The 22,411-nt window shown below is 66.0% G+C and carries 22 protein-coding genes and 2 tRNA genes; 15 read left to right on the top strand and 9 right to left on the bottom strand.

Annotated elements, in window-relative coordinates; translation table 11 throughout:
* Positions 1 to 117 precede the first annotated feature (117 nt).
* From thrS to AC07PA_RS14275, 11 genes are all read left to right on the top strand, one after another.
* Positions 118 to 2,037 (top strand): threonine--tRNA ligase, encoded by a 1,920-nt coding sequence (gene thrS / locus AC07PA_RS14325; RefSeq protein ID WP_007857470.1) that lies wholly within the window; start codon positions 118 to 120, stop codon positions 2,035 to 2,037.
* Between the two features lie 80 nt (positions 2,038 to 2,117).
* Positions 2,118 to 2,726: a translation initiation factor IF-3 gene (gene infC, locus AC07PA_RS14320; protein WP_081497365.1), complete on the top strand. Its 609-nt coding sequence runs from the start codon at positions 2,118 to 2,120 to the stop codon at positions 2,724 to 2,726.
* A gap of 186 nt (positions 2,727 to 2,912) precedes the next feature.
* The gene (gene rpmI, locus AC07PA_RS14315; protein ID WP_007857467.1) at positions 2,913 to 3,116 is read left to right on the top strand and encodes a 50S ribosomal protein L35; all 204 of its coding nucleotides are present in this window, start codon (positions 2,913 to 2,915) and stop codon (positions 3,114 to 3,116) included.
* A gap of 24 nt (positions 3,117 to 3,140) precedes the next feature.
* Entirely contained in the window at positions 3,141 to 3,500 is a 360-nt protein-coding gene (gene rplT / locus AC07PA_RS14310; RefSeq protein WP_005795139.1) for a 50S ribosomal protein L20, read from the top strand.
* A gap of 104 nt (positions 3,501 to 3,604) precedes the next feature.
* A complete protein-coding gene (gene pheS, locus AC07PA_RS14305; protein WP_494608264.1) occupies positions 3,605 to 4,657 on the top strand; it encodes a phenylalanine--tRNA ligase subunit alpha in 1,053 nt (350 codons plus the stop codon).
* 105 nt (positions 4,658 to 4,762) lie between these two features.
* Positions 4,763 to 7,210, top strand: a complete 2,448-nt coding sequence (pheT, locus tag AC07PA_RS14300; protein WP_494608263.1) for a phenylalanine--tRNA ligase subunit beta — start codon at positions 4,763 to 4,765, stop codon at positions 7,208 to 7,210.
* 37 nt (positions 7,211 to 7,247) lie between these two features.
* Positions 7,248 to 7,601, top strand: coding sequence for an integration host factor subunit alpha (locus AC07PA_RS14295; protein WP_007857461.1), 354 nt, complete (start codon positions 7,248 to 7,250; stop codon positions 7,599 to 7,601).
* A gap of 101 nt (positions 7,602 to 7,702) precedes the next feature.
* A complete protein-coding gene (locus AC07PA_RS14290; RefSeq protein WP_007857460.1) occupies positions 7,703 to 8,134 on the top strand; it encodes a MerR family transcriptional regulator in 432 nt (143 codons plus the stop codon).
* 30 nt (positions 8,135 to 8,164) lie between these two features.
* Positions 8,165 to 8,241: transfer RNA gene (locus AC07PA_RS14285), tRNA-Pro, on the top strand.
* Between the two features lie 339 nt (positions 8,242 to 8,580).
* Positions 8,581 to 8,982 (top strand): hypothetical protein, encoded by a 402-nt coding sequence (locus AC07PA_RS14280; protein WP_494608262.1) that lies wholly within the window; start codon positions 8,581 to 8,583, stop codon positions 8,980 to 8,982.
* Between the two features lie 94 nt (positions 8,983 to 9,076).
* The gene (locus tag AC07PA_RS14275) at positions 9,077 to 9,769 is read left to right on the top strand and encodes a hypothetical protein (RefSeq protein WP_494608261.1); all 693 of its coding nucleotides are present in this window, start codon (positions 9,077 to 9,079) and stop codon (positions 9,767 to 9,769) included.
* 66 nt (positions 9,770 to 9,835) lie between these two features.
* On the opposite strand, the gene AC07PA_RS14270 is transcribed toward AC07PA_RS14275, so the two are convergent.
* Complete coding sequence (locus AC07PA_RS14270; RefSeq protein ID WP_494608260.1) at positions 9,836 to 10,054, bottom strand: hypothetical protein; 219 nt, start codon at positions 10,052 to 10,054, stop codon at positions 9,836 to 9,838.
* A gap of 347 nt (positions 10,055 to 10,401) precedes the next feature.
* On the opposite strand from AC07PA_RS14270, the gene AC07PA_RS14265 reads away from it, so the two are divergent.
* The gene (locus AC07PA_RS14265; protein WP_494608296.1) at positions 10,402 to 10,935 is read left to right on the top strand and encodes a single-stranded DNA-binding protein; all 534 of its coding nucleotides are present in this window, start codon (positions 10,402 to 10,404) and stop codon (positions 10,933 to 10,935) included.
* A gap of 25 nt (positions 10,936 to 10,960) precedes the next feature.
* Here the strand turns inward: AC07PA_RS14265 and AC07PA_RS14260 are convergent, their stop codons facing one another.
* The 8 genes from AC07PA_RS14260 to AC07PA_RS14225 all read right to left on the bottom strand — a co-directional run bounded on the left by AC07PA_RS14260 (position 10,961) and on the right by AC07PA_RS14225 (position 19,260).
* Positions 10,961 to 11,152 (bottom strand): hypothetical protein, encoded by a 192-nt coding sequence (locus AC07PA_RS14260; protein ID WP_494608259.1) that lies wholly within the window; start codon positions 11,150 to 11,152, stop codon positions 10,961 to 10,963.
* A 435-nt stretch (positions 11,153 to 11,587) separates the two neighbouring features.
* A tRNA-Thr gene (locus AC07PA_RS14255) sits at positions 11,588 to 11,663 on the bottom strand.
* A gap of 12 nt (positions 11,664 to 11,675) precedes the next feature.
* Positions 11,676 to 12,683, bottom strand: coding sequence for a class 1 fructose-bisphosphatase (locus tag AC07PA_RS14250; protein ID WP_007857454.1), 1,008 nt, complete (start codon positions 12,681 to 12,683; stop codon positions 11,676 to 11,678).
* A 36-nt stretch (positions 12,684 to 12,719) separates the two neighbouring features.
* Complete coding sequence (locus AC07PA_RS14245) at positions 12,720 to 13,562, bottom strand: tetratricopeptide repeat protein (protein ID WP_494608258.1); 843 nt, start codon at positions 13,560 to 13,562, stop codon at positions 12,720 to 12,722.
* A gap of 20 nt (positions 13,563 to 13,582) precedes the next feature.
* The gene (pepN, locus tag AC07PA_RS14240) at positions 13,583 to 16,297 is read right to left on the bottom strand and encodes an aminopeptidase N (protein WP_494608257.1); all 2,715 of its coding nucleotides are present in this window, start codon (positions 16,295 to 16,297) and stop codon (positions 13,583 to 13,585) included.
* Positions 16,281 to 17,015, bottom strand: a complete 735-nt coding sequence (locus tag AC07PA_RS14235) for an HAD family hydrolase (protein WP_494608256.1) — start codon at positions 17,013 to 17,015, stop codon at positions 16,281 to 16,283. Before AC07PA_RS14235 ends, pepN begins: the two co-directional genes overlap by 17 nt.
* Positions 17,015 to 18,119 (bottom strand): peptide chain release factor 2 gene (prfB, locus tag AC07PA_RS14230; protein ID WP_108016494.1). Its coding sequence is split into 2 segments (ribosomal slippage): positions 17,015 to 18,037 and positions 18,039 to 18,119, totalling 1,104 coding nucleotides; the frame shifts between segments, so codons are not numbered across the junction. Before prfB ends, AC07PA_RS14235 begins: the two co-directional genes overlap by 1 nt.
* A gap of 214 nt (positions 18,120 to 18,333) precedes the next feature.
* The gene (locus AC07PA_RS14225) at positions 18,334 to 19,260 is read right to left on the bottom strand and encodes an alpha/beta fold hydrolase (protein ID WP_494608255.1); all 927 of its coding nucleotides are present in this window, start codon (positions 19,258 to 19,260) and stop codon (positions 18,334 to 18,336) included.
* Positions 19,261 to 19,465: 205 nt separating this feature from the next.
* On the opposite strand from AC07PA_RS14225, the gene AC07PA_RS14220 reads away from it, so the two are divergent.
* The 3 genes from AC07PA_RS14220 (at position 19,466) to andAd (ending at position 22,408) form a co-directional block, all read left to right on the top strand.
* On the top strand, positions 19,466 to 20,482 hold the full coding sequence (locus AC07PA_RS14220; RefSeq protein WP_494608254.1) for an AraC family transcriptional regulator: 1,017 nt from the start codon (positions 19,466 to 19,468) through the stop codon (positions 20,480 to 20,482).
* Positions 20,483 to 20,604: 122 nt separating this feature from the next.
* Positions 20,605 to 21,885 (top strand): anthranilate 1,2-dioxygenase large subunit AndAc, encoded by a 1,281-nt coding sequence (andAc, locus tag AC07PA_RS14215; protein WP_007857446.1) that lies wholly within the window; start codon positions 20,605 to 20,607, stop codon positions 21,883 to 21,885.
* 22 nt (positions 21,886 to 21,907) lie between these two features.
* Positions 21,908 to 22,408 (top strand): anthranilate 1,2-dioxygenase small subunit AndAd, encoded by a 501-nt coding sequence (andAd, locus tag AC07PA_RS14210; RefSeq protein WP_494608295.1) that lies wholly within the window; start codon positions 21,908 to 21,910, stop codon positions 22,406 to 22,408.
* The last annotated feature ends 3 nt before the right edge of the window (positions 22,409 to 22,411 follow it).

Raw genomic sequence — 22,411 nt, 5'->3', positions numbered from 1 at the left:
ATCAAAAGCGCGGCCGGTTCCGCGCTTTTTTGTTTTCCGATTCCGGCTGGCGTGCGCCGCAGCACCTGCCCCGCGATCGACCCCCATACCCACCCATCCACGGATTAGAGACCCATCATGATTCACATCACGCTCCCCGACGGCTCGCAGCGAGAGTTCCCCGGCCCGGTCACGGTCGCCGAAGTGGCGGCATCGATCGGCACGGGCCTGGCCAAGGCCGCCCTGGCCGGCAAGATCGGCGACAAGGTGGTGGACACCAGCTACCAGATCACGGCCGACAGCCCCCTGTCCATCGTGACGGCCAAGGACGCCGACGGCCTGGATGTGATCCGCCACTCCACGGCCCACTTGCTGGCCTATGCCGTCAAGGAGCTGTTTCCCGAGGCGCAGGTGACCATCGGCCCGGTGATCGAGAACGGCTTCTTCTACGACTTCGCTTACAAGCGCCCCTTCACGCCCGATGACCTGGTGGCCATCGAAAAGCGCATGGCCGAGCTGGCTGCCAAGGACGAGCCCGTGGTGCGCCGCGTGCTGCCGCGCGATGAGGCCGTGGCCTACTTCAAGGGCCTGGGCGAGCACTACAAGGCCGAGATCATCGCCAGCATCCCGAGCAACGAGGATGTGAGCCTGTACCGCGAAGGCGCGTTCGAGGACCTGTGCCGCGGCCCCCACGTGCCCAGCACCGGCAAGCTCAAGTTCTTCAAGCTCATGAAGGTGGCCGGCGCCTACTGGCGCGGTGACCACCGCAACGAGATGCTGCAGCGCATCTACGGCACGGCCTGGTCCACCAAGGACGAGCTGCAGCAGTACCTCACGATGCTGGAAGAGGCCGAAAAGCGCGACCACCGCAAGCTCGGCCGCGAGCTCGACCTGTTCCACATGGACGAGCATTCGCCCGGCACGGTGTTCTGGCACCCCAAGGGCTGGGCCCTGTGGCAGGAGGTGGAGCAGTACATGCGCCGCGTGTACCGCAACAACGGCTACCAGGAGGTCAAGGGCCCCCAGATCCTGGACAAGCAACTGTGGGAGAAGACCGGCCACTGGGACAAGTACCACGAGAACATGTTCACGACCGAGTCGGAAAAGCGCGAGTACGCGCTCAAGCCGATGAACTGCCCCGGCCACATCCTGATCTACAAGCAGGGCATCAAGAGCTACCGCGACCTGCCGCTGCGCTACGGCGAGTTCGGTGCCTGCCACCGCAACGAGCCCACGGGCGGCCTGCACGGCATCATGCGCGTGCGCGGCTTCACGCAGGACGACGGCCACATCTTCTGCACCGAAGAGCAGGTGCTGGAGGAGTGCGCCAACTACACGGCGCTGGTGCAGAAGGTCTACAAGGACTTCGGCTTCACCAACATCATCTACAAGGTGGCCACGCGCCCCGAGGCGCGCATCGGCACCGACGAATCGTGGGACCGCGCTGAGAAGGCGCTGATGGACGGCCTGCGCCATTCGGGCTGCGAGTTCGAGATCGCCGAGGGCGAGGGCGCCTTCTACGGCCCCAAGATCGAGTACACGCTCAAGGATGCCCTGGGACGCCAGTGGCAGTGCGGCACGATGCAGATCGACCCGAACCTGCCCGAGCGCTTGGATGCCGAGTACGTGGCCGAAGACGGCAGCCGCAAGCGCCCGCTGATGCTGCACCGCGCCACGGTGGGCAGCATGGAGCGCTTCATCGGCATGCTGATCGAGCACTATGCTGGCGCCTTCCCCGTGTGGCTGGCTCCGGTGCAGGTCTCGGTGCTCAATATCACCGACGCGCAGGCCGATTACTGTCGCGAAATTGTTGAACGGCTGCAAAAAGCACTGCCGAATCAAGACCTTAGGGTGGGCCTGGATCTGCGCAACGAGAAGATTACGTATAAAATACGCGAGCATTCGTTGCAAAAGCTGCCGTACATCCTCGTCGCGGGCGACAAGGAGAAGGCCGCAGGCGCCGTTGCAGTACGCGGCCGGGGCAATCGTGACCTCGGAGTGATGTCCATCGAAGCGTTCGCTGAGCTGATCGCCAATGACATCGCCACCAAAGCCTGAGTTTGATTCAAAACGCGCTTTGTCGCTTGCCAACTGTACGGTTGTAGCTACATTTTTTGTAGTATTTTGATTGAAGGAAGATAGCCATCGCTACTGAATTTCGTGATCGTCGCCACCGTGAAGAGCGCAAGCACCGCCTGAACCGTGAAATCATGGCCCCGGAAGTCCGTCTCTCCGGGCCGGAGAATGAGCCTTTGGGCGTGGTCAGCCTCATGGAAGCCCTGCGCATGGCAGGTGAGCTGGACGTGGACCTGGTGGAAATCGCCGCCACGGCCAATCCTCCGGTGTGCCGCCTGATGGACTACGGCAAGTTCAAGTACCAGGAGCAAAAGCGCGCTGCCGAGGCGAAGGCCAAGCAGACGGTGATCGAGATCAAGGAAGTCAAATTCCGTCCGGGTACGGACGATGGCGACTACAACATCAAGATGCGCAACATCCGCCGCTTTCTGGCCGAGGGTGACAAGTGCAAGATCACGCTGCGTTTTCGCGGCCGTGAAATCACCCACCAGGAGCTGGGTCTGGCGCTGCTCAACCGCATTCGCGATGAGCTGGCCGACACCATCATCATCGAGCAGTTTCCCAAGCTGGAAGGCCGCCAGATGATCATGATGATCGCGCCGGGCAAGAAGAAGCCCGCCGCCGCCAAGGCGGCCGCGACGGAAGGCACGCCTTCGGGCAGTGCCGCCTGAGGCGGGTCCGCTGCACAGAGACAAGGATTTGCCAGGCAGCCCCTGCAAGGGGGTTGCCCGGCGATAGGCAGTGCGAAAGCACTGCCGCACAGCCGGTGAAAGCCGGCTGAAAAAGTGGCTCGGGGCCAACAAGTTTGCAAATCGTTTTGCAAACGCCTCACGAGCACAACGAAAAGGAGCATTCACATGCCCAAAATGAAGACCAAGAGCAGCGCGAAAAAACGTTTCCGCGTTCGTCCCGGTGGCACCGTCAAGCGCGGTCAAGCCTTCAAGCGTCACATCTTGACCAAGAAGACCACCAAGAACAAGCGCCACCTGCGTGGTGCAGTGAATGTGCATGAGACCAACATGGGCTCTATTGCACAAATGCTGCCCGGTGCTGGCCTTTAATAACGACGAACAAGGAGTACTCACATGCCTCGCGTCAAACGTGGTGTAACGGCCCGTGCCCGTCACAAGAAAGTTCTCGCCCTCGCAAAGGGCTTCCGTGGTCGCCGCGGTAACGTCTTCCGCATCGCCAAACAGGCGGTAATGAAGGCTGGGCAATATGCCTACCGTGACCGCCGCACCAAGAAGCGCGTGTTCCGCCAGCTGTGGATCGCCCGTATCAACGCCGCTGCCCGTGAACTGGGCCTGACCTACAGCCAGTTCGCCAACGGCCTGAAGAAGGCATCCATCGAGATCGACCGCAAGATGCTGGCCGACCTCGCAGTGCACGACAAGGCTGCCTTCGGCAGCATCGTGGAGCAAGTCAAGGCCAAGCTGGCTGCTTGAGTTCACGACAGGCGGCCGTCTCTCACCGGACGGCTGTTTGCGCAATAACAGCAAGGGCTAGGGCTTGTGAAGGCACTAGCCCTTGTTCATTTTCAAGAGTCGATATGAACGAGTTGGATACCCTGGTCGAGAGCGCGACGCAACTGTTTGCGCAAAGCGCCACCCCTGCTGATCTGGAAAACGCCAAGGCGCAGTTCCTGGGCAAGTCGGGTCGCGTGACCGAGCTCATGAAGGGCATGGCGCAGCTGTCGGTGGACGAGAAGAAGTCCCGCGGTGCCGCCATCAACGTCGCCAAGCAGGCCATCGAAGCTGCGCTCACCGCGCGCCGCCAGGCGCTGGCCGATGCGGAGCTGCAGGTCCAGCTCAAGGCCGAGGCCCTGGACGTGAGCCTGCCAGGGCGCCAGCGCGGGCAGGGCGGCCTGCACCCGGTGTCGCTCACGTTCGAGCGCATCGAGGGCATCTTCGGCTCCATGGGTTTCGACGTGGCCCAAGGCCCCGAGATCGAGACCGACTGGTTCAACTTCACCGCACTGAACACGCCGGAAGACCATCCCGCGCGTTCCATGCACGACACCTTCTACGTGGAAGGCGGCACCCCCGAGGCGCCCAACCTGCTGCGCACGCACACCAGCCCCATGCAGATCCGCCACGCGGTGCAGCATGTGAAGAAGCACCGCGCTGCGCTGGATGCCGGCCAGCCCATGCCCGAGGTTCGCGTCATCGCGCCGGGCCGCACCTACCGCGTGGACAGCGATGCCACGCACTCGCCCATGTTCCACCAGTGCGAAGGCCTGTGGATCGGCGAGAACGTGAGCTTCAAGGACCTGAAGGTGATCTTCACGGCCTTCTGCCGCACCTTCTTCGAAAGCGATGACCTGGTGCTGCGCTTTCGCCCGAGCTTCTTCCCCTTCACCGAGCCCAGCGCCGAGATCGACATCCAGTTCCAGACCGGCCCGCTGGCCGGCCGCTGGCTGGAGGTGGCGGGCTCGGGCCAGGTGCACCCCAACGTGGTGCGCAACATGGGCCTGGACCCTGAAAAGTACATCGGCTTCGCCTTTGGCATGGGCATGGACCGCCTGACCATGCTGCGCTATGGCGTGAACGACCTGCGCCTGTTCTTCGACGGCGACATCCGCTTCCTGTCGCAGTTCCAGTAAGAAGGGCCGGCCCCCGCTGCAAGGCCGGGCCACCCGCCGTTTTCGCCCTGGCGCGCGCTTTGAGATCCTGGCCGCGCAAGGCACTTTCCGTACAAGAGTTCGACTATGCAATTCCCTGAATCCTGGTTGCGTGAGTTCTGCAACCCACCCCTTTCGACCGCCGAGCTGGCCGAGACGCTGACCATGGCCGGCCTGGAGGTGGAAGAGCTGCGCCCCGTGGCGCCGCCGTTCGCAAAGATCGTCGTGGGCGAGATCAAGGAGGCCGTGCAGCACCCCGACGCCGACCGCCTGCGCGTGTGCCAGGTGGACGTGGGGCAGGGTGCCCTGCTGAACATCGTCTGCGGTGCGCCCAATGCGCGCGTGGGCATCAAGGTGCCATGCGCCCTGGTGGGCGCCGAGCTGCCGCCCGGCGACGACGGCAAACCCTTCCTGATCAAGGTCGGCAAGCTGCGCGGCGTGGAAAGCCAGGGCATGCTGTGCTCGGCACGCGAACTCAAGCTGTCGGAAGACCATGGTGGCCTGCTCGAGCTCGATGCCGGCGCGCCCCTGGGCCAGGACATCCGCGAGCACCTGAACCTGGACGACACGCTGTTCACGCTCAAGCTCACGCCCAACCTGGCGCATTGCCTGAGCGTCTACGGCATTGCCCGCGAAGTTTCCGCGCTGACGGGCGTGCCATTGCAGCAGCCTGCCTTCCCGGCCGTGGCATCGACTGTGGCAGACAAGCTCGCGGTGCAGGTGAGCGCGCCGGACCTGTGCGGCCGATTCAGTGGCCGTGTGGTGCGCAACGTGAACACGCGTGCCACCACCCCCCAGTGGATGCTCGATCGCCTGGCACGCTGCGGCCAGCGCGGCGTGTCGCCGCTGGTGGACATCTCCAACTACGTGATGTTCGAGCTGGGCCGTCCCTCGCACATCTTCGACCTGGACAAGATCCACGGCGGCCTGGACGTGCGCTGGGGCAAGGCGGGCGAGCAGCTCAAGCTGCTCAACGGCAACACCATCACCGTCGACGAGAAGGTCGGCGTGATCGCCGACGCCCAGCAGGTCGAATCGCTCGCCGGCATCATGGGCGGCGATGCCACGGCCGTGTCGGACGACACGAAGCACATCTACATCGAGGCCGCGTTCTGGTGGCCCAAGGCCGTCGCCGGCCGTTCGCGCCGCTACAACTTCTCGACCGATGCCGGCCACCGCTTCGAGCGTGGCGTGGACCCCCAGCTGACGGTGGAGCACATCGAGCGCATCACCCAGCTGGTGATCGACATCTGCGGCACGCCCGAGACGGCCTGCGGCCCGATGGACGACCAGCGCGTGAACCTGCCCGTGCCGGCACCCGTCACGCTGCGCGTGGCGCGTGCGTCCAAGGTCATCGGCATGCCGCTCACGCAGGCGCAGTGCGCCGACGTGTTCCAGCGCCTGGGCCTGCCGTTCACCGAAGGTGAAGGCACCATCACCGTGACCCCGCCGGCCTACCGCTTCGATATCACCATCGAAGAAGACCTGATCGAGGAGGTCGCGCGCATGGTGGGCTACAACAACCTGCCCACCACGGCGCCGCTGGCACCGATCACCCCCAAGCTGCCGGCCGAGGCCACGCGCAGCCCGTTCGCCGTGCGCCGCACGCTGGCTGGTCTGGGCTACCAGGAAACCATCAACTTCAGCTTCGTCGAAGAGCGCTGGGAGCAGGAGCTGGCGGGCAACGCCCAGCCCATCAAGCTGCTCAACCCCATCGCCAGCCAGATGAGCGTGATGCGCTCTAGCTTGCTGGGCTCACTGCTGCAGGTGCTCAAGTTCAACCTGGACCGCCGCGCCGAGCGCGTGCGCGTGTTCGAGCTGGGCCGCGTGTTCCTGCGCGACGCCAGCATGAAGAACACCGACACCACGGTGGAGGGCTTCCACCAGCCCATGCGCGTGGCCGGTGTGGCTTATGGCGCGAACGACATGCTGCAATGGGGCCGCAAGGAGCAGGGCATCGACTTCTTCGATGTGAAGGGCGATGTCGAGGCCTTGCTGGCGCCACTCAAAGCCACCTTCGAACCGGGCGAGCACCCGGCCATGCACCCCGGCCGCTGTGCCCGCGTGCTGGTGCAGGGCCGGGCCATCGGCTTCGTGGGCGAGCTGCATCCGCAGTGGCGCCAGTCGTGGGAGCTGCCGCTGGCGCCCGTGCTGTTCGAGCTGGAGCTCGATGCCGTGCTGCAGCGCGTGGTGCCGCAGTTCAAGTCGGTCGCCAAGCACCAGGCTGTCGAGCGTGACCTGGCCGTGGTCGTGGCCGAGCGCGTGACGCATGCCGAGGTGGTAGCGGCCGTGCAGGCTGCCGTGCCCGGTGGCATGCTGCGCTCTGCCGTGCTGTTCGACGTCTACCGACCCAAGCCGCTCAAGGCCGGCGAAGAGACGCCGGCCGGCGGCCTGGCACCCAGCGAGAAGAGTCTGGCCGTGCGCCTGACCCTGGGCAGCGACGAAGCCACGCTGACCGAGGCCGAGATCGAGGCCGCCGTGCAGGCGGCTGTGACGCAGCTCACACAGCGCGTGGGCGCGCGGCTGCGCGGCTGAGGATCACGGCGACAATAGCCCAAGCGAACACAACAACATGACGATGCTGACGGGGAGAGATACCGTGATCGAATTTGCAGTCGAAAGCCTGGAAACCCCTGCGCTCACCAAGGCGCAGCTGGCGGATCTCTTGTTCGACCAGATCGGGCTGAACAAGCGCGAGTCCAAGGACATGATCGACGCGTTCTTCGACCTCGTCTCGCAGAGCCTGGTGGAAGGCGACGACGTGAAGCTCTCGGGCTTTGGCAACTTCCAGATCCGCACCAAGGCGCCGCGCCCCGGGCGCAACCCGCGCACCGGCGAGGCGATCCCGATCCAGGCGCGGCGCGTGGTCACCTTCCACGCCAGCAGCAAGCTCAAGGAGCAGATCCAGGCTGCGGCCGGATTGTGAATTTTTGCCTGATCGGCGGCTGAATCCGCGCTGGCGGTCTGGCGGTTCCTGCCGGCCTGCAGTACCCTTGCAGGCTTTCCCGTTTGATTGCTGAATCACCCATGGGCACTGTGCTTCCCGCCATTCCTGCCAAGCGCTACTTCACCATCGGTGAGGTGGCGGAGCTGTGCGGCGTGAAGCCGCATGTGCTGCGCTATTGGGAACAGGAATTCACCCAGCTGCGCCCCATGAAGCGGCGCGGCAACCGCCGCTACTACCAGCACCATGAGGTGCTCATGATCCGCCGCATCCGCGACCTGCTGTACGACCAGGGGTTCACCATCAGCGGTGCGCGCAACAGGCTGCAGGAGCTGGCACTGCCGGCGCGCAGCGAGGCAGGGCAGGGCGAGCACGATGCACCGGACAGCGAGCTGCCGAGCATGTTGATCGACGAGGCGCACGGCCTGTCCATCGGTTCTTCGGCCTTCGCTTTCGACTCGAATGCAGTGCGCCAAGAATTATTTGAGATCCGAGCCCTACTTTCTCCGAACTAGCCAAATTTGTGCATATAATCTAAGTCTTGTCGGCGTGTAGCGCAGCCTGGTAGCGCACTTGCATGGGGTGCAAGGGGTCGCGAGTTCGAATCCCGCCACGCCGACCATTTTCTTCGATGAACAACGGGCTATCGCCACAAGCGGTAGCCTGTTTTTCTTTGTGCGCTCGCATCTTGTGGTGCGGTGATCGGCGCACCCGTCGCTGTTGATCAGATGTGTTGGAGACGCGCAGGCAGGCCTGGCTTTCGCGCTTGTTGCCGATGGCTTCATTCAAGCGCGCGGACGTATCGCTTCACTGACCCTGGCCCTGGCCTGGGCCTGGGCCTGGGCCTGGGCCACCGCCGCCGCCGCCGCTGGCGGGCGTTTTCTTGTTTGTGTATCCATGTGTTTCTGGTAAGTTTTGCGCTCGGAAGACCAAGACCTCTCTTTTCCAGGACTGCTTTTTTATGCGTGTTTCCCGAATGACATCGGCGGGGGTGGTGCTGTGCACCGCGGCACTGCTGGGTGGCTGTGCCACCTGGTCCACGAGTTCCGTTCACCATGCCGCGCCGGCCACTGAGGCCACAGCCAGCGCGCCCCGGCTGAGTCCCGCGCAGGTGTCCATCACCGACAAGGACATCGTGGACCGGCGCTACGCCGCGTTGGGCGATATCACCGTCAGGGTCAACAAGACCACGATCTTCCATCCTGCGCCGACACCCGAGCTCGTGAACGACAGGCTGCGCGAGAAGGCCGCCGCGATGGGGGCCGATGCCGTGGTCCTGGTGCGCTATGGCGACGTGGGCATTTCGATGATGAGTTGGGGCACCCTGGAGGGCAAAGGCCGTGCAGTCAAATTCGTACCTTAAGGTTCTGGGCGGCGCGGCCGCATTGGTGCTTGTGGCGGGTTGCGCAACCCGGGCACCCCGGCTGCCGGACGCCAGGGGACCGGATCCGAGGGCCTTGGATGCCAGGGTTCCTGCCGGCAGCGGCGACCAGGCGGCACCGCCCACGACCTTGCTCATGCCGTTCGCTCCGCCTTCGGCTCCTGTGGCAGGCGTGGTGCAGGACCTCCGGCCGGATGCCGTGATCACCTCCCGTGTGTGGGAGGGCCTGACCGAGGCCGAGCGTGCCCGGCTCAAGCTGCAGTATGCAACGCAGGTGCTGCGCGCCGATGGCTATGGCGCCATCGTCGATGTGCAAGGGGTTGATCGCTCGATCCCCGGCACAACGGCAGGCGCGCACCTGGGTGGCGCCATTGCGGGTGCTGCCTACCTGGACCGCGGCCTGCGTGGGGGCAACTACTCCGCCGGGGGCGCGCTGGCTGCCACCCTGGTGGGGGCGGTCATCGGCTCTGCCATGGACCGCAGGCACCAGGCGCGCTACCAGTTTCGCTACACGGTGCGCCAGGGCGACGGCGAGATGCGCTATGTGGATGACTTCACCACGACCCCATTCAGGCATTCGCCTGGTCTGTGCGTGCGGGTGCCCGAGCTGACGCAGGTGGGGCAGCATGTGTGCGAACAGACGCCGGAGTCGGTGCGCCAGCGCTACCTCGCGATGGAGTGGACGCCGCCCGCCGCTGCGGCAGAGCCTGCGCCCCAGGCCCTCGGCGCTATGGTGCCCGTGGTGCCTCCTGCCAAGCCTGTGCAGTAGGGCCAGTCCAGGCGTACGCCTGCCGCACGCCATGCCTGTCGAAGGGCTCCGTGCCTGTCGGATGCCTCAGCGCCCCAGCCGGGCCAGTGACTGCTGGATGTTGGCAAAGGCCTGGGTGAGCTTGTGGGTGGCGCGCTGCAACTCTTCGGGCTTGACCTCGCTGGTGCGGCGGCACCGCGGGCAGGTGATGCGCGGGCTCAGCTTCAGCTTGCCCAGCCGCTCCTTGACGGCCTGCTGGCAGTGCGGGCAGGGCAGTTCGATGCTGGCGTCGTCCAGAACAGTCATGGTGTCCCCTCTCGAAAGATGGTGGGTGCGAACTGGTGGAGCTTGCCAAGCCATTGTCACCGGTTTGCCGGCGCACGCCAAATGGGGCCTGGGCGGCCGGGCGGCGTTGTGTGCCCGAAGTCTGCCGCCAGTGTCGCGTGCTTGCAGCACCGCGGTGCGCAAGGCACTTTGTTTGAGGGGCCGGTGGTTACAATACGTACTGGCTTTTGGATGGATGTGCGTGCTGCCCGTGGCGGCTGTGCGCAGGTCATGAGACAGGACGCCGTGCGGGTTGGTCCGGGGCCGCGGGGCAGTTCTGCTCCGGGGCGGGCCATTCTTTCAATGGGGTGTGGGGCGTGGTGGTCGCCATGTGCTGGCGAGCTGCTGCGGTCTGGCGCTCCTTTGAAAAGCCCGTGGCGGCGGCGACCCCATCATTCACGGCAAGAGCCCAGAGCCAATTGGTCCTGGGCTTTTTTTGTGGACAGGGGCGGCGTGTTTTTCGAGACTGCTGTGTTCCGGCCGGGTGGGCGGGGGCGATGGCCCCGGCAAGAACAAACCGACAACAAGTGCTGGATGGGGATTGCATGATCGATGGACTGATTTCGGGCCGTCTCTACGGGGGCCCAGAGCGGCGTCTGGACAAGGTAGGAAAGCCTTACATGGTGGCCAAAGTGCGGGCCCCGAGTGCAGAGGGCGAGATGCTGTTCGTCAACGTCATTGCGTTCGATGACGACGTGTGCCTGGCCATGGAGCAGCTGCACGATGGCGAGTCCATCTCCGTCGCAGGCTCCGTGACCCCCAAGGTGTGGACCGACAAGCAGGGCAATGTGCGCCCGGCGCTCGACATGGTCGCCCACCGCGTGATGAGCGCGCGCGACGCGTACCAGACGCAAACCAACTGATCTGCCTGGCTGGGGCTACGCTGCCTCAGCCGTGGCTGGGTGGCCGACCGGCGTGCATGCCGCCGGGCCTGGCCTGGGTGCCACTGCTGGCAAAGCCCATGGCCTCCAGCTCTTCGGGTGACGGGTGCAGCTCGCGCACTTCGGGCTGGCGATGCTCGATGGAGCGGCGCCGCTCGTGCTTGTCGGGTGGGCCGTCTTCACGTTGGCGGCGATCCATGCCGCTGCGTCGTTCAATGGGGACAGTCTTTTCCATGGCGTGGGCCTGAGGGTCTTTCTGGAGGCTGGCGGTCAATGCCCGCGGCCCGTGGGCTTGTCGGCCATGGGTTCGTTGCATGGAGAGTCCGGGAGCCTGCCGGCAGGGGCGGTGCCAGTATGCCCTTGTGGTGGCCGGAAATGGAGGGAAGTATCCCGGCTGCAAGACTTGTTGACGTTTGGGGTGTGGCCCAGGCCGGCGGGCTTGGCCACCATCGGGTTTCTTCACCCCATGCCTGTGCACCTGGCCTGCGGCTGCTGGCACAAGCTGCATGCCGACTACCGGTGCTTTGCTGCCGCGTTGGGGGTGTGCGGTCGAGCGGTTCGAAGTGCCATGCCGCGGGATAGGCACGACCCAAGCAAAAAGCCCCTGACTCTTGCGAATCAGGGGCTTTTCATTTGGTGCCGGAGAGATGAATCGAACACCCGACCTTCTCATTACGAATGAGCTGCTCTACCGACTGAGCTACACCGGCGTAAGACTTAGATTATAGCGTGGAATGGTAGCTTGTCACGCGTTCGACCTCATTTTTTGATCCGAGGATCACGCTGACGCGCTCATGCAACTGCGTGGGCTCTATGTCCATGATGCGCTGTTTGCCGTTGGTCGCGGCGCCGCCGGCCTGCTCGACAAGCCAGGACATGGGATTGGCCTCGTACATCAGGCGCAGCTTGCCGGGCTTGTTGGGTTCGCGCTTGTCCCAGGGGTACATGAAGATGCCGCCGCGCGTGAGGATGCGGTGCACGTCGGCCACCATGCTGGCGATCCAGCGCATGTTGAAGTCCTTGCCGCGCGGGCCGTCCTTGCCCTGCAGGCACTCGTCGATGTAGCGCTTCACGGGGGCGTCCCAGTGGCGCATGTTGCTCATGTTGATGGCGAATTCCTTGGTGTCCTCGGGAATGCGCACGTTCTCTTCGGTGAGCACGAAGGAGCCCTGCTCGCGGTCCAGCGTGAACATGGCCACGCCGTCGCCCACGGTGAGCACCAGCGTGGTCTGCGGGCCGTAGATGCAGTAGCCTGCCGCCACCTGGGAGGTGCCGGGCTGCAGGAAGTCGCCAGCCTCCACGCCGCGGTCGTCATCGGGCTTCTTGAGCACGCTGAAGATGGTGCCGATGCTCACGTTCACGTCGATGTTGCTCGAGCCATCGAGGGGATCGAACAGCAGCAGGTATTCGCCCTGCGGGTAGCGGTTGGGCACCAGGTAGATGCCGTCCATTTCCTCGGAGGCCATGGCGGCCAGGTGGCCGCCCCATTCGTTGGCTTCGATCAGCACCTCGTTGGCGATGATGTCCAGTTTCTTCTGGATCTCGCCCTGCACGTTCTCGCTGGACGCCGTGCCGAGCACGCCGCCCAGGGCGCCCTTGTTGACGGCCTGGCTGATGCTCTTGCACGAGCGGGCCACCACTTCGAGCAGCAGGCGCAGCTGCGAGGGGATGAGCCCGTCGATGCGTTGCTGCTCGACCAGGTAGCGGGTGAGGGAGATGCGGGAGCTCATCGGTAGATCGTCCTTGGCTTGGGTTCTTTGGTGGAATTACTTGGATTGCTGCTCGCGTTCGGACAGCTCGGCCAGCGTCGCCTGTGCTTCTTCGAGCAGGTTCTCGTCGCCGCTGGCGCGGGCAATGGCCACCCGTTGCGTGAGCAGGCTGCGCGCCAGGGCGTCGTCGCCGGTCTCATGGGCCAGCACGCCTTGCTGGAACAGCGTGTCCAGCACGATGCCATCGTCCCCCAGTGCGTGGCCCAGGGCCAGCCGCTGCTGCAGATAGCTGTGGGATTGGGCATGCTCGCCCAGTTCGTAGGCGTTCTGCGCCAGGTTGTTGATGAGGCCTGACAGGCGCAGGTCGGTATCCGAGCCGAAGACCTGCCGCGCGTCGGTCAGCAACTGCTGGTTGTGTGCCAGGGCCTCGGCAAAGCGGCCGGCCTCGTGCAGGGCGTAGCCGATCTCTTCGCGGATGCCCAGCTTCTGGTCGGCGCTCAGCGTGGCACCCTCCTGGTCGGCCCAGTGGGCCGACTGGCGCAGGTGCTCGATGGCGGTGTCGTACTCCTCGGACTGCAGCGCCGACTCGCCGATGGCGTAGTGCTTCTGGCAGCGGTCCGCCGTGGTGAGATCACCCAACGTCGAGCGGATGGCCAGGGCGCGCAGCCCCAGGGGCAGGCCCTCGTCGTCCATCTGGCGCTTGGAATACACCACGAACTGCAGCCACAGCAGCTGGGCCAGCTCGGGTGACTCCGCGCCCAGGCCCTCGGCCAGCGGGCGCAGGGCGGCCAGGTCGGCCGACATGGCCGTGCCGCTGAACATGGCGTCGGCGTCGTACACCGTGTCGAGCAGCTGGTTGAAGCGCCGCGCGAACTCTTGTGCGGAATCGGTGAATGCCATGGTGCGTCGCGTGCGATCGATCAGTCTGCCAGCGCGCGGGTGACCACCTCGCGCACGTCGTTGCTCAGGTCCGGGCGCGTGGCCACGCGGGCAATGGCCTCGCGGGCCGCGGTGCGCCAGGGCTCGGCCAGCTTCTTCCAGCGGTCGAGCGCGCGCGCCAGGCGCGCGGCGACTTGCGGGTTGATGGCGTCGAGCTCGATCACGCGGTCGCTCCAGAACACGTAGCCCGCCGCATCGGTGCGGTGGAAGGCGCCGGGGTTGGCGCTGCAGTAGCTGAAGATCACGCTGCGCGCGCGGTTCGGGTTCTTCAGGCTGAAGTCCGGGTGCTGCATGAGCTGGCGCACGGCGGGCAGCACATTGCCGCCCTTGTCGGGCGCGCCGGCCTGCAGCGCGAACCACTTGTCGATGACCAGGGGCTCGTCCTTGAACAGCGCGTGAAAGCGCGCCAGCGCCGCAGCCGCATGCGTGCTGCCGCTGGCCACCAGGGCCGTGAGGGCGTTGAAGCGGTCCGTCATGTTGCTGGCCACCTTGAAGCGCTGGTAGGCCTTGCCGGGCCAGACCTCGTCGCCCGTGCGCTGGGCGGCGATGCACAGCATGTGCAGCGCCATGCCGCTGAGCGAGCGGCGGCCGGACGAGACCGGGTCGGGGCTGTAGCCGCCGGTGTCCTGGTTCTGCTCCCAGGCCCACTCCCAGTCGGCCTGCAGGGCCACGGCCAGTTGCTCGCGCATGGCCTCGCGCACGGCGTGGATGCGCTGCGGGTCCACCACGTCGAGCTGCTCGGCGATGTAGGTCTCGGACGGCAGGGTCAGCACCAGTTCCTTGAAGGCCGCATCCAGCGCCGGGCTGCGCAGCACGCTGCGCAGCGCATCGACCACGGCAGCGGGCAGGATGTCGCCGCCGGCGGGGCCACTGCCAGTGATGGCATGGATGGCGGTGCGCAGCGCCAGGCGCTGGCCCGCTTCCCAGCGGTTGAAGGCATCGGTGTCGTTGGCCAGCAGGGTGAGCAGTTGCTCGTCGGTGTACTCGATGTCCAGCACCACCGGGGCGCTGAAGTCGCGCAGCAGCGAGGGCACGGGTTCGGCGTCGAGGCCGGTGAACACCAGGGTCTGGCTGGCCTCGGTCAGCACCACGGTGCGCGATGGCGCGCCCGCGGCGTCCTCGCCCTGTAGCTGCAGGGGCAGGGCGGCGCCCTGGTGCGTGAGCAGGCCCAGCCCGACGGGTATCACGAAGGGCAGCTTGTCGGCCTGGCCCGGCGTGGGCGCGCAGCTTTGCGCCAGGGTCAGGGTGTAGGTGCGCGCGGCGGCGTCGTAGCTGCCCGTGGCCTTCACGCGCGGCGTGCCGGCCTGGCTGTACCAGCGCTTGAACTGGGGCAGCAGGCGTGCCAGGTCGCTGGCGGGGTTGGCATCGGCAATGGCCTGGGCGAAGTCGTCGCAGGTCACGGCCTGGCCATCGTGGCGCTCGAAGTACAGCTTCATGCCCTTGGCAAAGCCTTCGCGGCCCACCAGGGTGTGCATCATGCGCACCACCTCGGCACCCTTTTCGTAGATGGTGACGGTGTAGAAGTTGTTGATCTCGATGTAGCTGTCGGGCCGCACCGGGTGGGCCATGGGGCCCGCGTCCTCGGGGAACTGGGCGGTGCGCAGCACGCGCACGTCCTCGATGCGCTTGACGGCGCGGGCCGAGGGGCTGCCGGCCAGGTCCTGGCTGAACTCCTGGTCGCGGAACACCGTGAGGCCTTCCTTCAGGCTCAGCTGGAACCAGTCGCGGCAGGTCACGCGGTTGCCCGTCCAGTTGTGGAAGTACTCGTGGCCGACCACGCTCTCGATGTTGGCGAAGTCCACGTCAGTCGCGGTCGACTCGCTGGCCAGAACGTACTTCGTGTTGAAGATGTTCAGGCCCTTGTTCTCCATGGCGCCCATGTTGAAGTCGCTGGTGGCGACGATCATGAAGCGTTCCAGGTCCAGCGGCAGGCCAAAGCGCGCCTCGTCCCAGGCCACGCTGGCCATCAGCGAGTTCATGGCGTGCTCGGTCTTGCCCAGGTCGCCCGGGCGCACGTAGACCTGCAGCAGGTGGTCGGTGCCGGCGCGCGCGCGGATCTTCTGCTCGCGGGCCACCAGCTTGCCCGCCACCAGGGCGAACAGGTAGCAGGGCTTCTTGTGCGGGTCGACCCATTGGGCGAAGTGGCGGCCATCTTCCAGGTCGCCGCTGTCCACCAGGTTGCCGTTGGACAGCAGCACCGGGTACTGGGCCTTGTTGGCGCGCAGCGTGACGGTGTAGCTGGCCATCACGTCGGGGCGGTCCAGGAAGTAGGTGATGCGCCGGAAGCCCTCGGCCTCGCACTGCGTGAAGAAGGTGCCCTGGCTCACGTACAAGCCCATCAGGTGCGTGTTCTTGGCGGGGCAGCAGGTGGTGAAGATCTCGAGCGCGAAGGCGTCAGGGCCCGTGGGCAGGTTCTCCAGCACCAGGCGCGAGCCCTCCATCTTGAACGAGGTGCCCTGGCCGTTGACCAGCACGCGTGCCAGGTTCAGGTCCTCGCCGTCGAGCTTGAGCGGCTGCTCGGCCACGTCCGGGTTGCGGCGCAGCGTCATGCGGTTGAGCACGCGCGTCTTGGCGGGGTCCAGGTCGAAGGTCAGCTCGACGCTGTCGATCCAGTAGGCGGGGGCGGTGTAGTCCTCGCGGCGGATGGCGAGGGCCGGTCCCGCTCCACTGGCGTCTGCGTTAGGCGATGGCAACATGGATGCGCTCCAGAAAGTCGGTGTTCATGAGTTCGTGGTAGTCACGCACGGCGGCCAGCACATGGGGGCCCGCCAGTTCCTGCGCGCTGTGGGTGCTGCACACCGCCACGGCATGCATGCCTGCGCGGCGCGCGGCCTCGATGCCGAAGGGGGCGTCCTCGAAGACGATGCAGCGTTCGGGTGCGGCGCCGATGCGGCGTGCCGCTTCGAGAAAGATGGCCGGCTGGGGCTTGCCGGGCAGGCCCTCGTCGCCGCGCACGATGGTCAGGGGCTTGGGCTCCATGGACAGGCGCGCCATGGCGAAGGCCACGTTGTGGATGTCGCCCGCCGTGCCCACGGCCAGCTTGTAGCCGCGTGTGGAGACCTGCGCCGCAAAGGCGCGAAAGCCCGCCACCTCGGCAAAGGCCGGGCCGAACAGCTCGCGGTAGATGTCTTCCTTCTCGCGCGTGAGCGTATCGGCCTCGGCCTGCTCCACCTCGCGCTGCAGCAGCTCGCGGATGCACTCGGTGCCATTGCGGCCTGTGGTGCGGGCCATCAGGTCGGGTACGTCGATGGCCATGCCGCGGCGGCGCGTGAACTCGACCCAGGCCTTGGCGTGCCAGGGCATGGAGTCGATCATGGTGCCGTCCATGTCGAAGATGAAGGCTTCGACAGGGATCGCGCTGCGGCCCGGGGCCGTGGCGTCGACGGTGGTGGCGGCTGCTGCGTCGCGCTGCATCACACGCCCTGCTTGAGCGAGGCTTCGATGAAGGCGTCCAGGTCGCCGTCCAGCACCTTTTGCGTGGCGGAGATTTCCACCCCGGTGCGCAGGTCCTTGATGCGGCTGTTGTCCAGCACGTAGCTGCGGATCTGGTGGCCCCAGCCCACGTCGGTCTTGGTGTCCTCGAGCTTTTGCTGCTCTTCCTGGCGCTTGCGCATCTCGTGGTCGTACAGGCGCGAGCGCAGGCGCTGCCAGGCGATGTCGCGGTTGCCGTGCTGGCTGCGGCCGTCCTGGCACTGCACCACGATGCCCGTGGGGATGTGGGTCAGGCGCACGGCCGAGTCGGTCTTGTTGATGTGCTGGCCGCCCGCGCCCGATGCGCGGTAGGTGTCGGTGCGCACGTCCGAGGGGTTGATGTCGATCTGGATCGAATCGTCGATCTCGGGGTAGACGAACAGGCTGGCAAAGCTGGTGTGGCGCCCGCCCGACGAGTCGAACGGCGACTTGCGCACCAGGCGGTGCACGCCGGTTTCGGTGCGCAGCAGGCCGTAGGCGTACTCGCCCTCGACCTTGATGGTGGCACTCTTGAGGCCGGCGATGTCGCCCGGGGTCTCTTCCTCGACCGTGGTCTTGAAGCCCTTGCGCTCGGCGTACTTGAGGTACTGGCGCAGCAGCATGCCGGCCCAGTCGCAGGCCTCGGTGCCGCCGGCGCCGGCCTGGATGTCGACGAAGCAGTTGAGCGGGTCGGCCTCGTGGCGGAACATGCGGCGGAACTCGAGCTGCTCGATCTCTGGCTGCAGCTTGGCGGTCTCGGCCTCGATGGTCATCAGGCCGTCTTCGTCGCCGTCTTCCTTGCTCATGTCGTAGAGCTCGGTGTTGTCGGCCAGCTCACGCGTGAGTTTTTCGAGCGTGAGCACCACGCCGTCCAGCGACTTCTTTTCCTTGCCCAGTTCCTGGGCCTTCTTCGGATCGTTCCAGACCGAAGGGTCTTCCAGCGAGGCGTTGACGGTTCTCAGGCGTTCGAATTTGGCATCGAAGTCAAAGATACCTCCGTAACTCTTGCGTGCGCACGGTCAGGTCGCTCAAGGTGTTGCCGATGAGGTTGATGCGTTCTGCGTCCATGGTGGTGTCCTGGTAGGTGTGTTCTGTAGAGGGTGACAAGGCCGAACGGGCCCCGTGTGCGCTGCGCTGGTGTGCGCACGCAAGGGGATGACCCGCACCGAGGCGGGTCGGTTCAGCATCGCCCGAATCGGCCATTTTCTCATGGATGGGCATGGGGGCCGGCAATGCCCCTTGCGCCCTCGAAAACGGCCGCGGAACCGTGCCGCAGGAGGGGTCAGGAAGACAGGTGCTCTTCGATCAGCTGCGCCACCGCTTCGGGCTGGTCATGGTGCAGCATGTGCGCGGCGTCCTGCACCACGGCCGTGCGGCAGTCGCGCACGTGGGTCAGGCGCTGGTGGTATTCAGGCAGGGCATAGCGGCCCTTCCACCACTGGCCCAGGCTGTCGTCGCTGGCCTCCACGGCCAGCACGGGGGCGGCAATGCGCTCGTACAGGGCCAGGGCCTCGTCCAGGCGGTACAGCTGCGAGCTGGTGATCTTGTGCGCCGGGTCGCCCAGGATCTCCCAGCGGCCCTCTGCGTTGGGCTCGGCCCAGTGCTGCGCCAGCCAGTCGGCCTTGTCCTGTGACAGGCGCGGGTTGGTCTTCATCAGGCGCTGGGCCACGCCGGCCACGGCGTCGTAGGCCTTGAGGGCCATGTCGCCCGTCTGCAGCTTCTTGATCTCGTCGATCCACTGCGCATAGCGTTTGGGCGCCTGGTCGGGTTTGGTGGCGGGCATGCCGAAGCCCTCCAGGTTCACCAGGCGGCGAATGCGCTCGGGCCGCACGCCCGCATACATCATGGCGATGTTGCCGCCCATGCTGTGGCCCATCAGGTCCACGGGCTGATCGCCCACGTAGTGGTCGAGCAGCAGGTCCAGGTCGGCCAGGTAGTCGGGAAAGGTGTAGTGGTCGCAGGGCGTGGGCAACTTGCTCAGGCCGAAGCCGCGCCAGTCGGGCGCGATGATGTGCCGGCCTTGCGCGAACGCGGCCGAGAACGCATCCACCACGAACTGGTAGGAGGCGCCCACGTCCATCCAGCCATGCACCATGACCAGCGGGGGCCTGGCCTTGTCGCTCGATGCCTCGCCCCAGTGGCGGACGTGGTAGCGCAGGGTGCGGATGGGGACGAACTCGCTGCGCGAGGTGCGGACGGTGGAATACATGGAGAGCAGCGGGGTGAAAGGATGGACAGGTGTTGTTGCTCCAATGGTACGTCGGCAGCCCTGCGGCCGTGGCTGCGGGGGTGTCGCATGGGCGCCTGCCAGTCCATGGGTATGGAAATTGCTGAGGTTGACGCATATCAAAGCGGTGCGCCCCGACGCGTGCTGCGCCCCTATCCCCCCAGCCCCCACGCGAGGTCTCTGTCCGATGGTTCCCCTGTCGTCCGCCCTGTCCCTGGATCTGTCGGCGCTGCAGCAGCGCCCGCTGTTCACGTCGGACCTCCGGGTGGATTCCCATGACCTGGTGGCGCGCGAGTTCTCCGACCATGGGCTGAAATGGTGCGGCGGGCCGGTGGCCACCTCGCTGTCCAAGGTGCGCGTGCGCCAGTTGCAGCTGTTCATGCTGCAATACGGTGCGGAGGTGGAGATCCGCCCGCGCCCGTTCGACGACTTCGTGCTGGTGCACCTGTCGCTCTCGGGCACAGCGCAGCTGGTGTCCGACGGCGTGCCCGTGCGCCTGCCCGCCGGTGCCGCCGCGCTGATTGCACCGCGCCACAACCTGCACATGCACTGGCAGCAGGGCGCGCGACAGCTCATCCTCAAGGTGCCGTGCAGCCTGCTGCGCGCCTGGGCGCCCGAGTCGCTGGTGGGCGACTCGACCTTCGTGCACCCGCTGCTGCCGCTGAGCGCGGGGCAGGGCCAGCAGTGGCACTTTCTCATGCAATCGCTGCTCCACGTGAGCCAGCAGGCGGTGGAGAGCACCGCGCATGCGCGCTGGGTGGACCACATGGAGAGCAACGTGGCGCTGTTCCTGGCCTCCTGCGCGCAGAGCGTGCCGATGCCTGCGGCGCCGCGGTTGTCCCTGGGGGCGCTGGACATCGACACCGCCGCGCCGGTCCCCCATGGCGACATGGGCCGGCTCGACCGGCTCGATGCCTACATGCGCAGCCGCCTGTGCGCGCCCGTGGCGCTCGAAGACCTGGCGCGCGCCGCCAGTGTCAGCGTGCGCGGCCTGAATGCGCTGTGCCAGCGCCACCATGGCGAATCGCCCATGGCGCTGCTGCGCAACATGCGGCTTGACGCTGTGCGTGCGCGCCTGCAGGAGCGCCCCGGCCACTGCGTGACCGATGCGGCGCTGGAGTTCGGCTTCGGCCACCTGGGCCGTTTTTCGAGCTACTACCGCGAGCGCTTTGGCGAACTGCCGAGCCAGACCAGCTTCAATTGAGCAGGCACCACTGCACATTTGCAAGAACCGGACAGGCCCGCAGCGCCGCGTGCCGATAGTGGATAGCGGGGCAGGGCGTTGATTTCTAGCATGGAGGCATACCAATCGAAGAGGCCGTGCCCATGTCTGAAATCCCCGCCGTCGAAGTCGCTGCCCCCGTCTCGCTCAAGGCGCAGCGGCAGGTGTTCTTCCCGCAGCCCGATGGCTCCAACGTGCCCTACCGGGTGTTCAGCTCGCAGGAGGTCTACGACCGCGAGCAGGAGCGCATCTTCCGCGGGCCGGTCTGGAGCTTTCTGGGGCTGGAAGCCGAGATACCCAACGTGGGCGACTTCAAGTCCACCTTCGTCGGCGACACGCCCGTGGTGGTCACGCGCACGGCCGATGGCCTGGCCTGCTGGGTCAACCGCTGCGCCCACCGCGGCGCCATGGTCTGCCGCGAAAAGCGCGGCAACGCGGCCAGCCACACCTGCGTGTACCACCAGTGGAGCTTTGCCGCCAACGGCGACCTGCAGGGTGTGCCGTTTCGCCGCGGCCAGAAAGGCATGGTCGGCATGCCCAAGGACTTCAAGACCGAGGAGCATGGCCTGCAGAAGCTGCGCGTGGACAGCTACAAGGGCTTGCTGTTCGCCACCTTCAGCGACGCGACGCCGCCGCTGCCCGAGTACCTGGGAGAGCAGATGCGGCCGTGGATCGACCGCATCTTCCACAAGCCCATCGTCTACCTGGGCTGCACGCGCCAGTACTCCAAGTCGAACTGGAAGCTGTACTTCGAGAACGTCAAGGACCCCTACCACGCCAGCCTGCTGCACCTGTTCCACACCACCTTCAACATCTTCCGCGTGGGGATGAAGGCGCGCTCCATCCCCGACGCGAACCACGGCCTGCACAGCATCATCACCGTGACCAAGCCCGAGGTGGAGACGGACACCGCCGCGGCCTACAGCGCGCAGAACATTCGCTCCATGGACGAAGGCTTCGAACTCGAAGAGCCCGCGCTGCTCGGCCAGATCCAGGAGTTCGACGAGATGACCACCAACCACATCCAGCCGATCTTTCCGCAGCTGGTGGTGCAGCAGATCCACAACACGCTGGTGGCGCGCCAGCTGCTGCCCAAGGGGCCGGGCAACTTCGAGCTGGTGTTCCATTTCTTCGGCTACGCCGACGACACCCCCGAGCTGCGCGAGCTGCGCCTGCTGCAGGCCAACCTGGTGGGCCCTGCGGGCTACATCTCGATGGAGGACACCGAGGCCACCGAGCTGGTGCAGCGCGGCACCGTGCGCGATGGTGACAAGCACTCCTACATCGCCATGGCGCGCGAGGCGCCCGAGCAGATGGACACCGTGATCACCGAGAACCTGATCCGCCGCTTCTGGGTGGGTTACCAGGGACTGATGGGCTACTGAAGGACTGCACGCCATGACCACGATGACCACCCCCATCGACATCAGCCGCCAGGAGCGCCTGCAGCTGTGGACCGAACTGCTCGAGCTGCAGCACCGCTACGTGAGCGCGCTGGACAACAACCGGCTCGAAGAGTGGCCCGGCTTCTTCGTCGAAGAGGGCCGCTACGAGATCATCCCCAAGGAGAACTTCGACGCCGGCTTTCCCGCGCCCATCATGTACTGCCGCAATGCCGGCATGCTGCGCGACCGCGTGCTGTCGCTGCGCAACGCCAACATCTTCGAGGACCATGTGTACCGCCACGGCACCTCGGGCCTGGTGATCACCGCCGTGAAGGACGGCGTGGTGCACACCCAATCGAGCTACGTGGTGGTCATCACCGGCACGGCCGGCGAGTCCAGCGTCTACCAGGCCGGCACCTACCTCGACGAGGTGGTGCAGCACCAGGGCGAGTGGCGCTACCGCAGCAAGCGCGTGGTCTACGACACCTCGCGCGTGGCCACCTTGCTCGCCACCCCCATCTGAGGA

Source organism: Acidovorax sp. GW821-FHT09B03, from assembly GCF_059418305.1.
Note: the sequence above shows the minus strand (reverse complement) of the source record. Positions and strands in the feature narration are given on the sequence as shown.

Bases quoted from the DNA above. Each gene is read 5' to 3' on its own strand.
- rplT (WP_005795139.1), top strand. From the start codon at position 3,141: ATGCCTCGCGTCAAACGTGGTGTAACGGCCCGTGCCCGTCACAAGAAA.
- andAd (WP_494608295.1), top strand. From the start codon at position 21,908: ATGACCACCCCCATCGACATCAGCCGCCAGGAGCGCCTGCAGCTGTGG.
- AC07PA_RS14225 (WP_494608255.1), bottom strand. From the start codon at position 19,260: ATGTATTCCACCGTCCGCACCTCGCGCAGCGAGTTCGTCCCCATCCGC.
- AC07PA_RS14260 (WP_494608259.1), bottom strand. From the start codon at position 11,152: ATGGATCGCCGCCAACGTGAAGACGGCCCACCCGACAAGCACGAGCGG.
- AC07PA_RS14250 (WP_007857454.1), bottom strand. From the start codon at position 12,683: ATGAGCTCCCGCATCTCCCTCACCCGCTACCTGGTCGAGCAGCAACGC.
- AC07PA_RS14245 (WP_494608258.1), bottom strand. From the start codon at position 13,562: ATGGCATTCACCGATTCCGCACAAGAGTTCGCGCGGCGCTTCAACCAG.
- AC07PA_RS14290 (WP_007857460.1), top strand. From the start codon at position 7,703: ATGGGCACTGTGCTTCCCGCCATTCCTGCCAAGCGCTACTTCACCATC.
- AC07PA_RS14220 (WP_494608254.1), top strand. From the start codon at position 19,466: ATGGTTCCCCTGTCGTCCGCCCTGTCCCTGGATCTGTCGGCGCTGCAG.
- pheT (WP_494608263.1), top strand. From the start codon at position 4,763: ATGCAATTCCCTGAATCCTGGTTGCGTGAGTTCTGCAACCCACCCCTT.
- AC07PA_RS14270 (WP_494608260.1), bottom strand. From the start codon at position 10,054: ATGACTGTTCTGGACGACGCCAGCATCGAACTGCCCTGCCCGCACTGC.
- AC07PA_RS14235 (WP_494608256.1), bottom strand. From the start codon at position 17,015: ATGCAGCGCGACGCAGCAGCCGCCACCACCGTCGACGCCACGGCCCCG.
- AC07PA_RS14295 (WP_007857461.1), top strand. From the start codon at position 7,248: ATGACGATGCTGACGGGGAGAGATACCGTGATCGAATTTGCAGTCGAA.
- thrS (WP_007857470.1), top strand. From the start codon at position 118: ATGATTCACATCACGCTCCCCGACGGCTCGCAGCGAGAGTTCCCCGGC.
- AC07PA_RS14265 (WP_494608296.1), top strand. From the start codon at position 10,402: ATGTGCTGGCGAGCTGCTGCGGTCTGGCGCTCCTTTGAAAAGCCCGTG.
- AC07PA_RS14280 (WP_494608262.1), top strand. From the start codon at position 8,581: ATGCGTGTTTCCCGAATGACATCGGCGGGGGTGGTGCTGTGCACCGCG.
- andAc (WP_007857446.1), top strand. From the start codon at position 20,605: ATGTCTGAAATCCCCGCCGTCGAAGTCGCTGCCCCCGTCTCGCTCAAG.
- pheS (WP_494608264.1), top strand. From the start codon at position 3,605: ATGAACGAGTTGGATACCCTGGTCGAGAGCGCGACGCAACTGTTTGCG.
- pepN (WP_494608257.1), bottom strand. From the start codon at position 16,297: ATGTTGCCATCGCCTAACGCAGACGCCAGTGGAGCGGGACCGGCCCTC.
- rpmI (WP_007857467.1), top strand. From the start codon at position 2,913: ATGCCCAAAATGAAGACCAAGAGCAGCGCGAAAAAACGTTTCCGCGTT.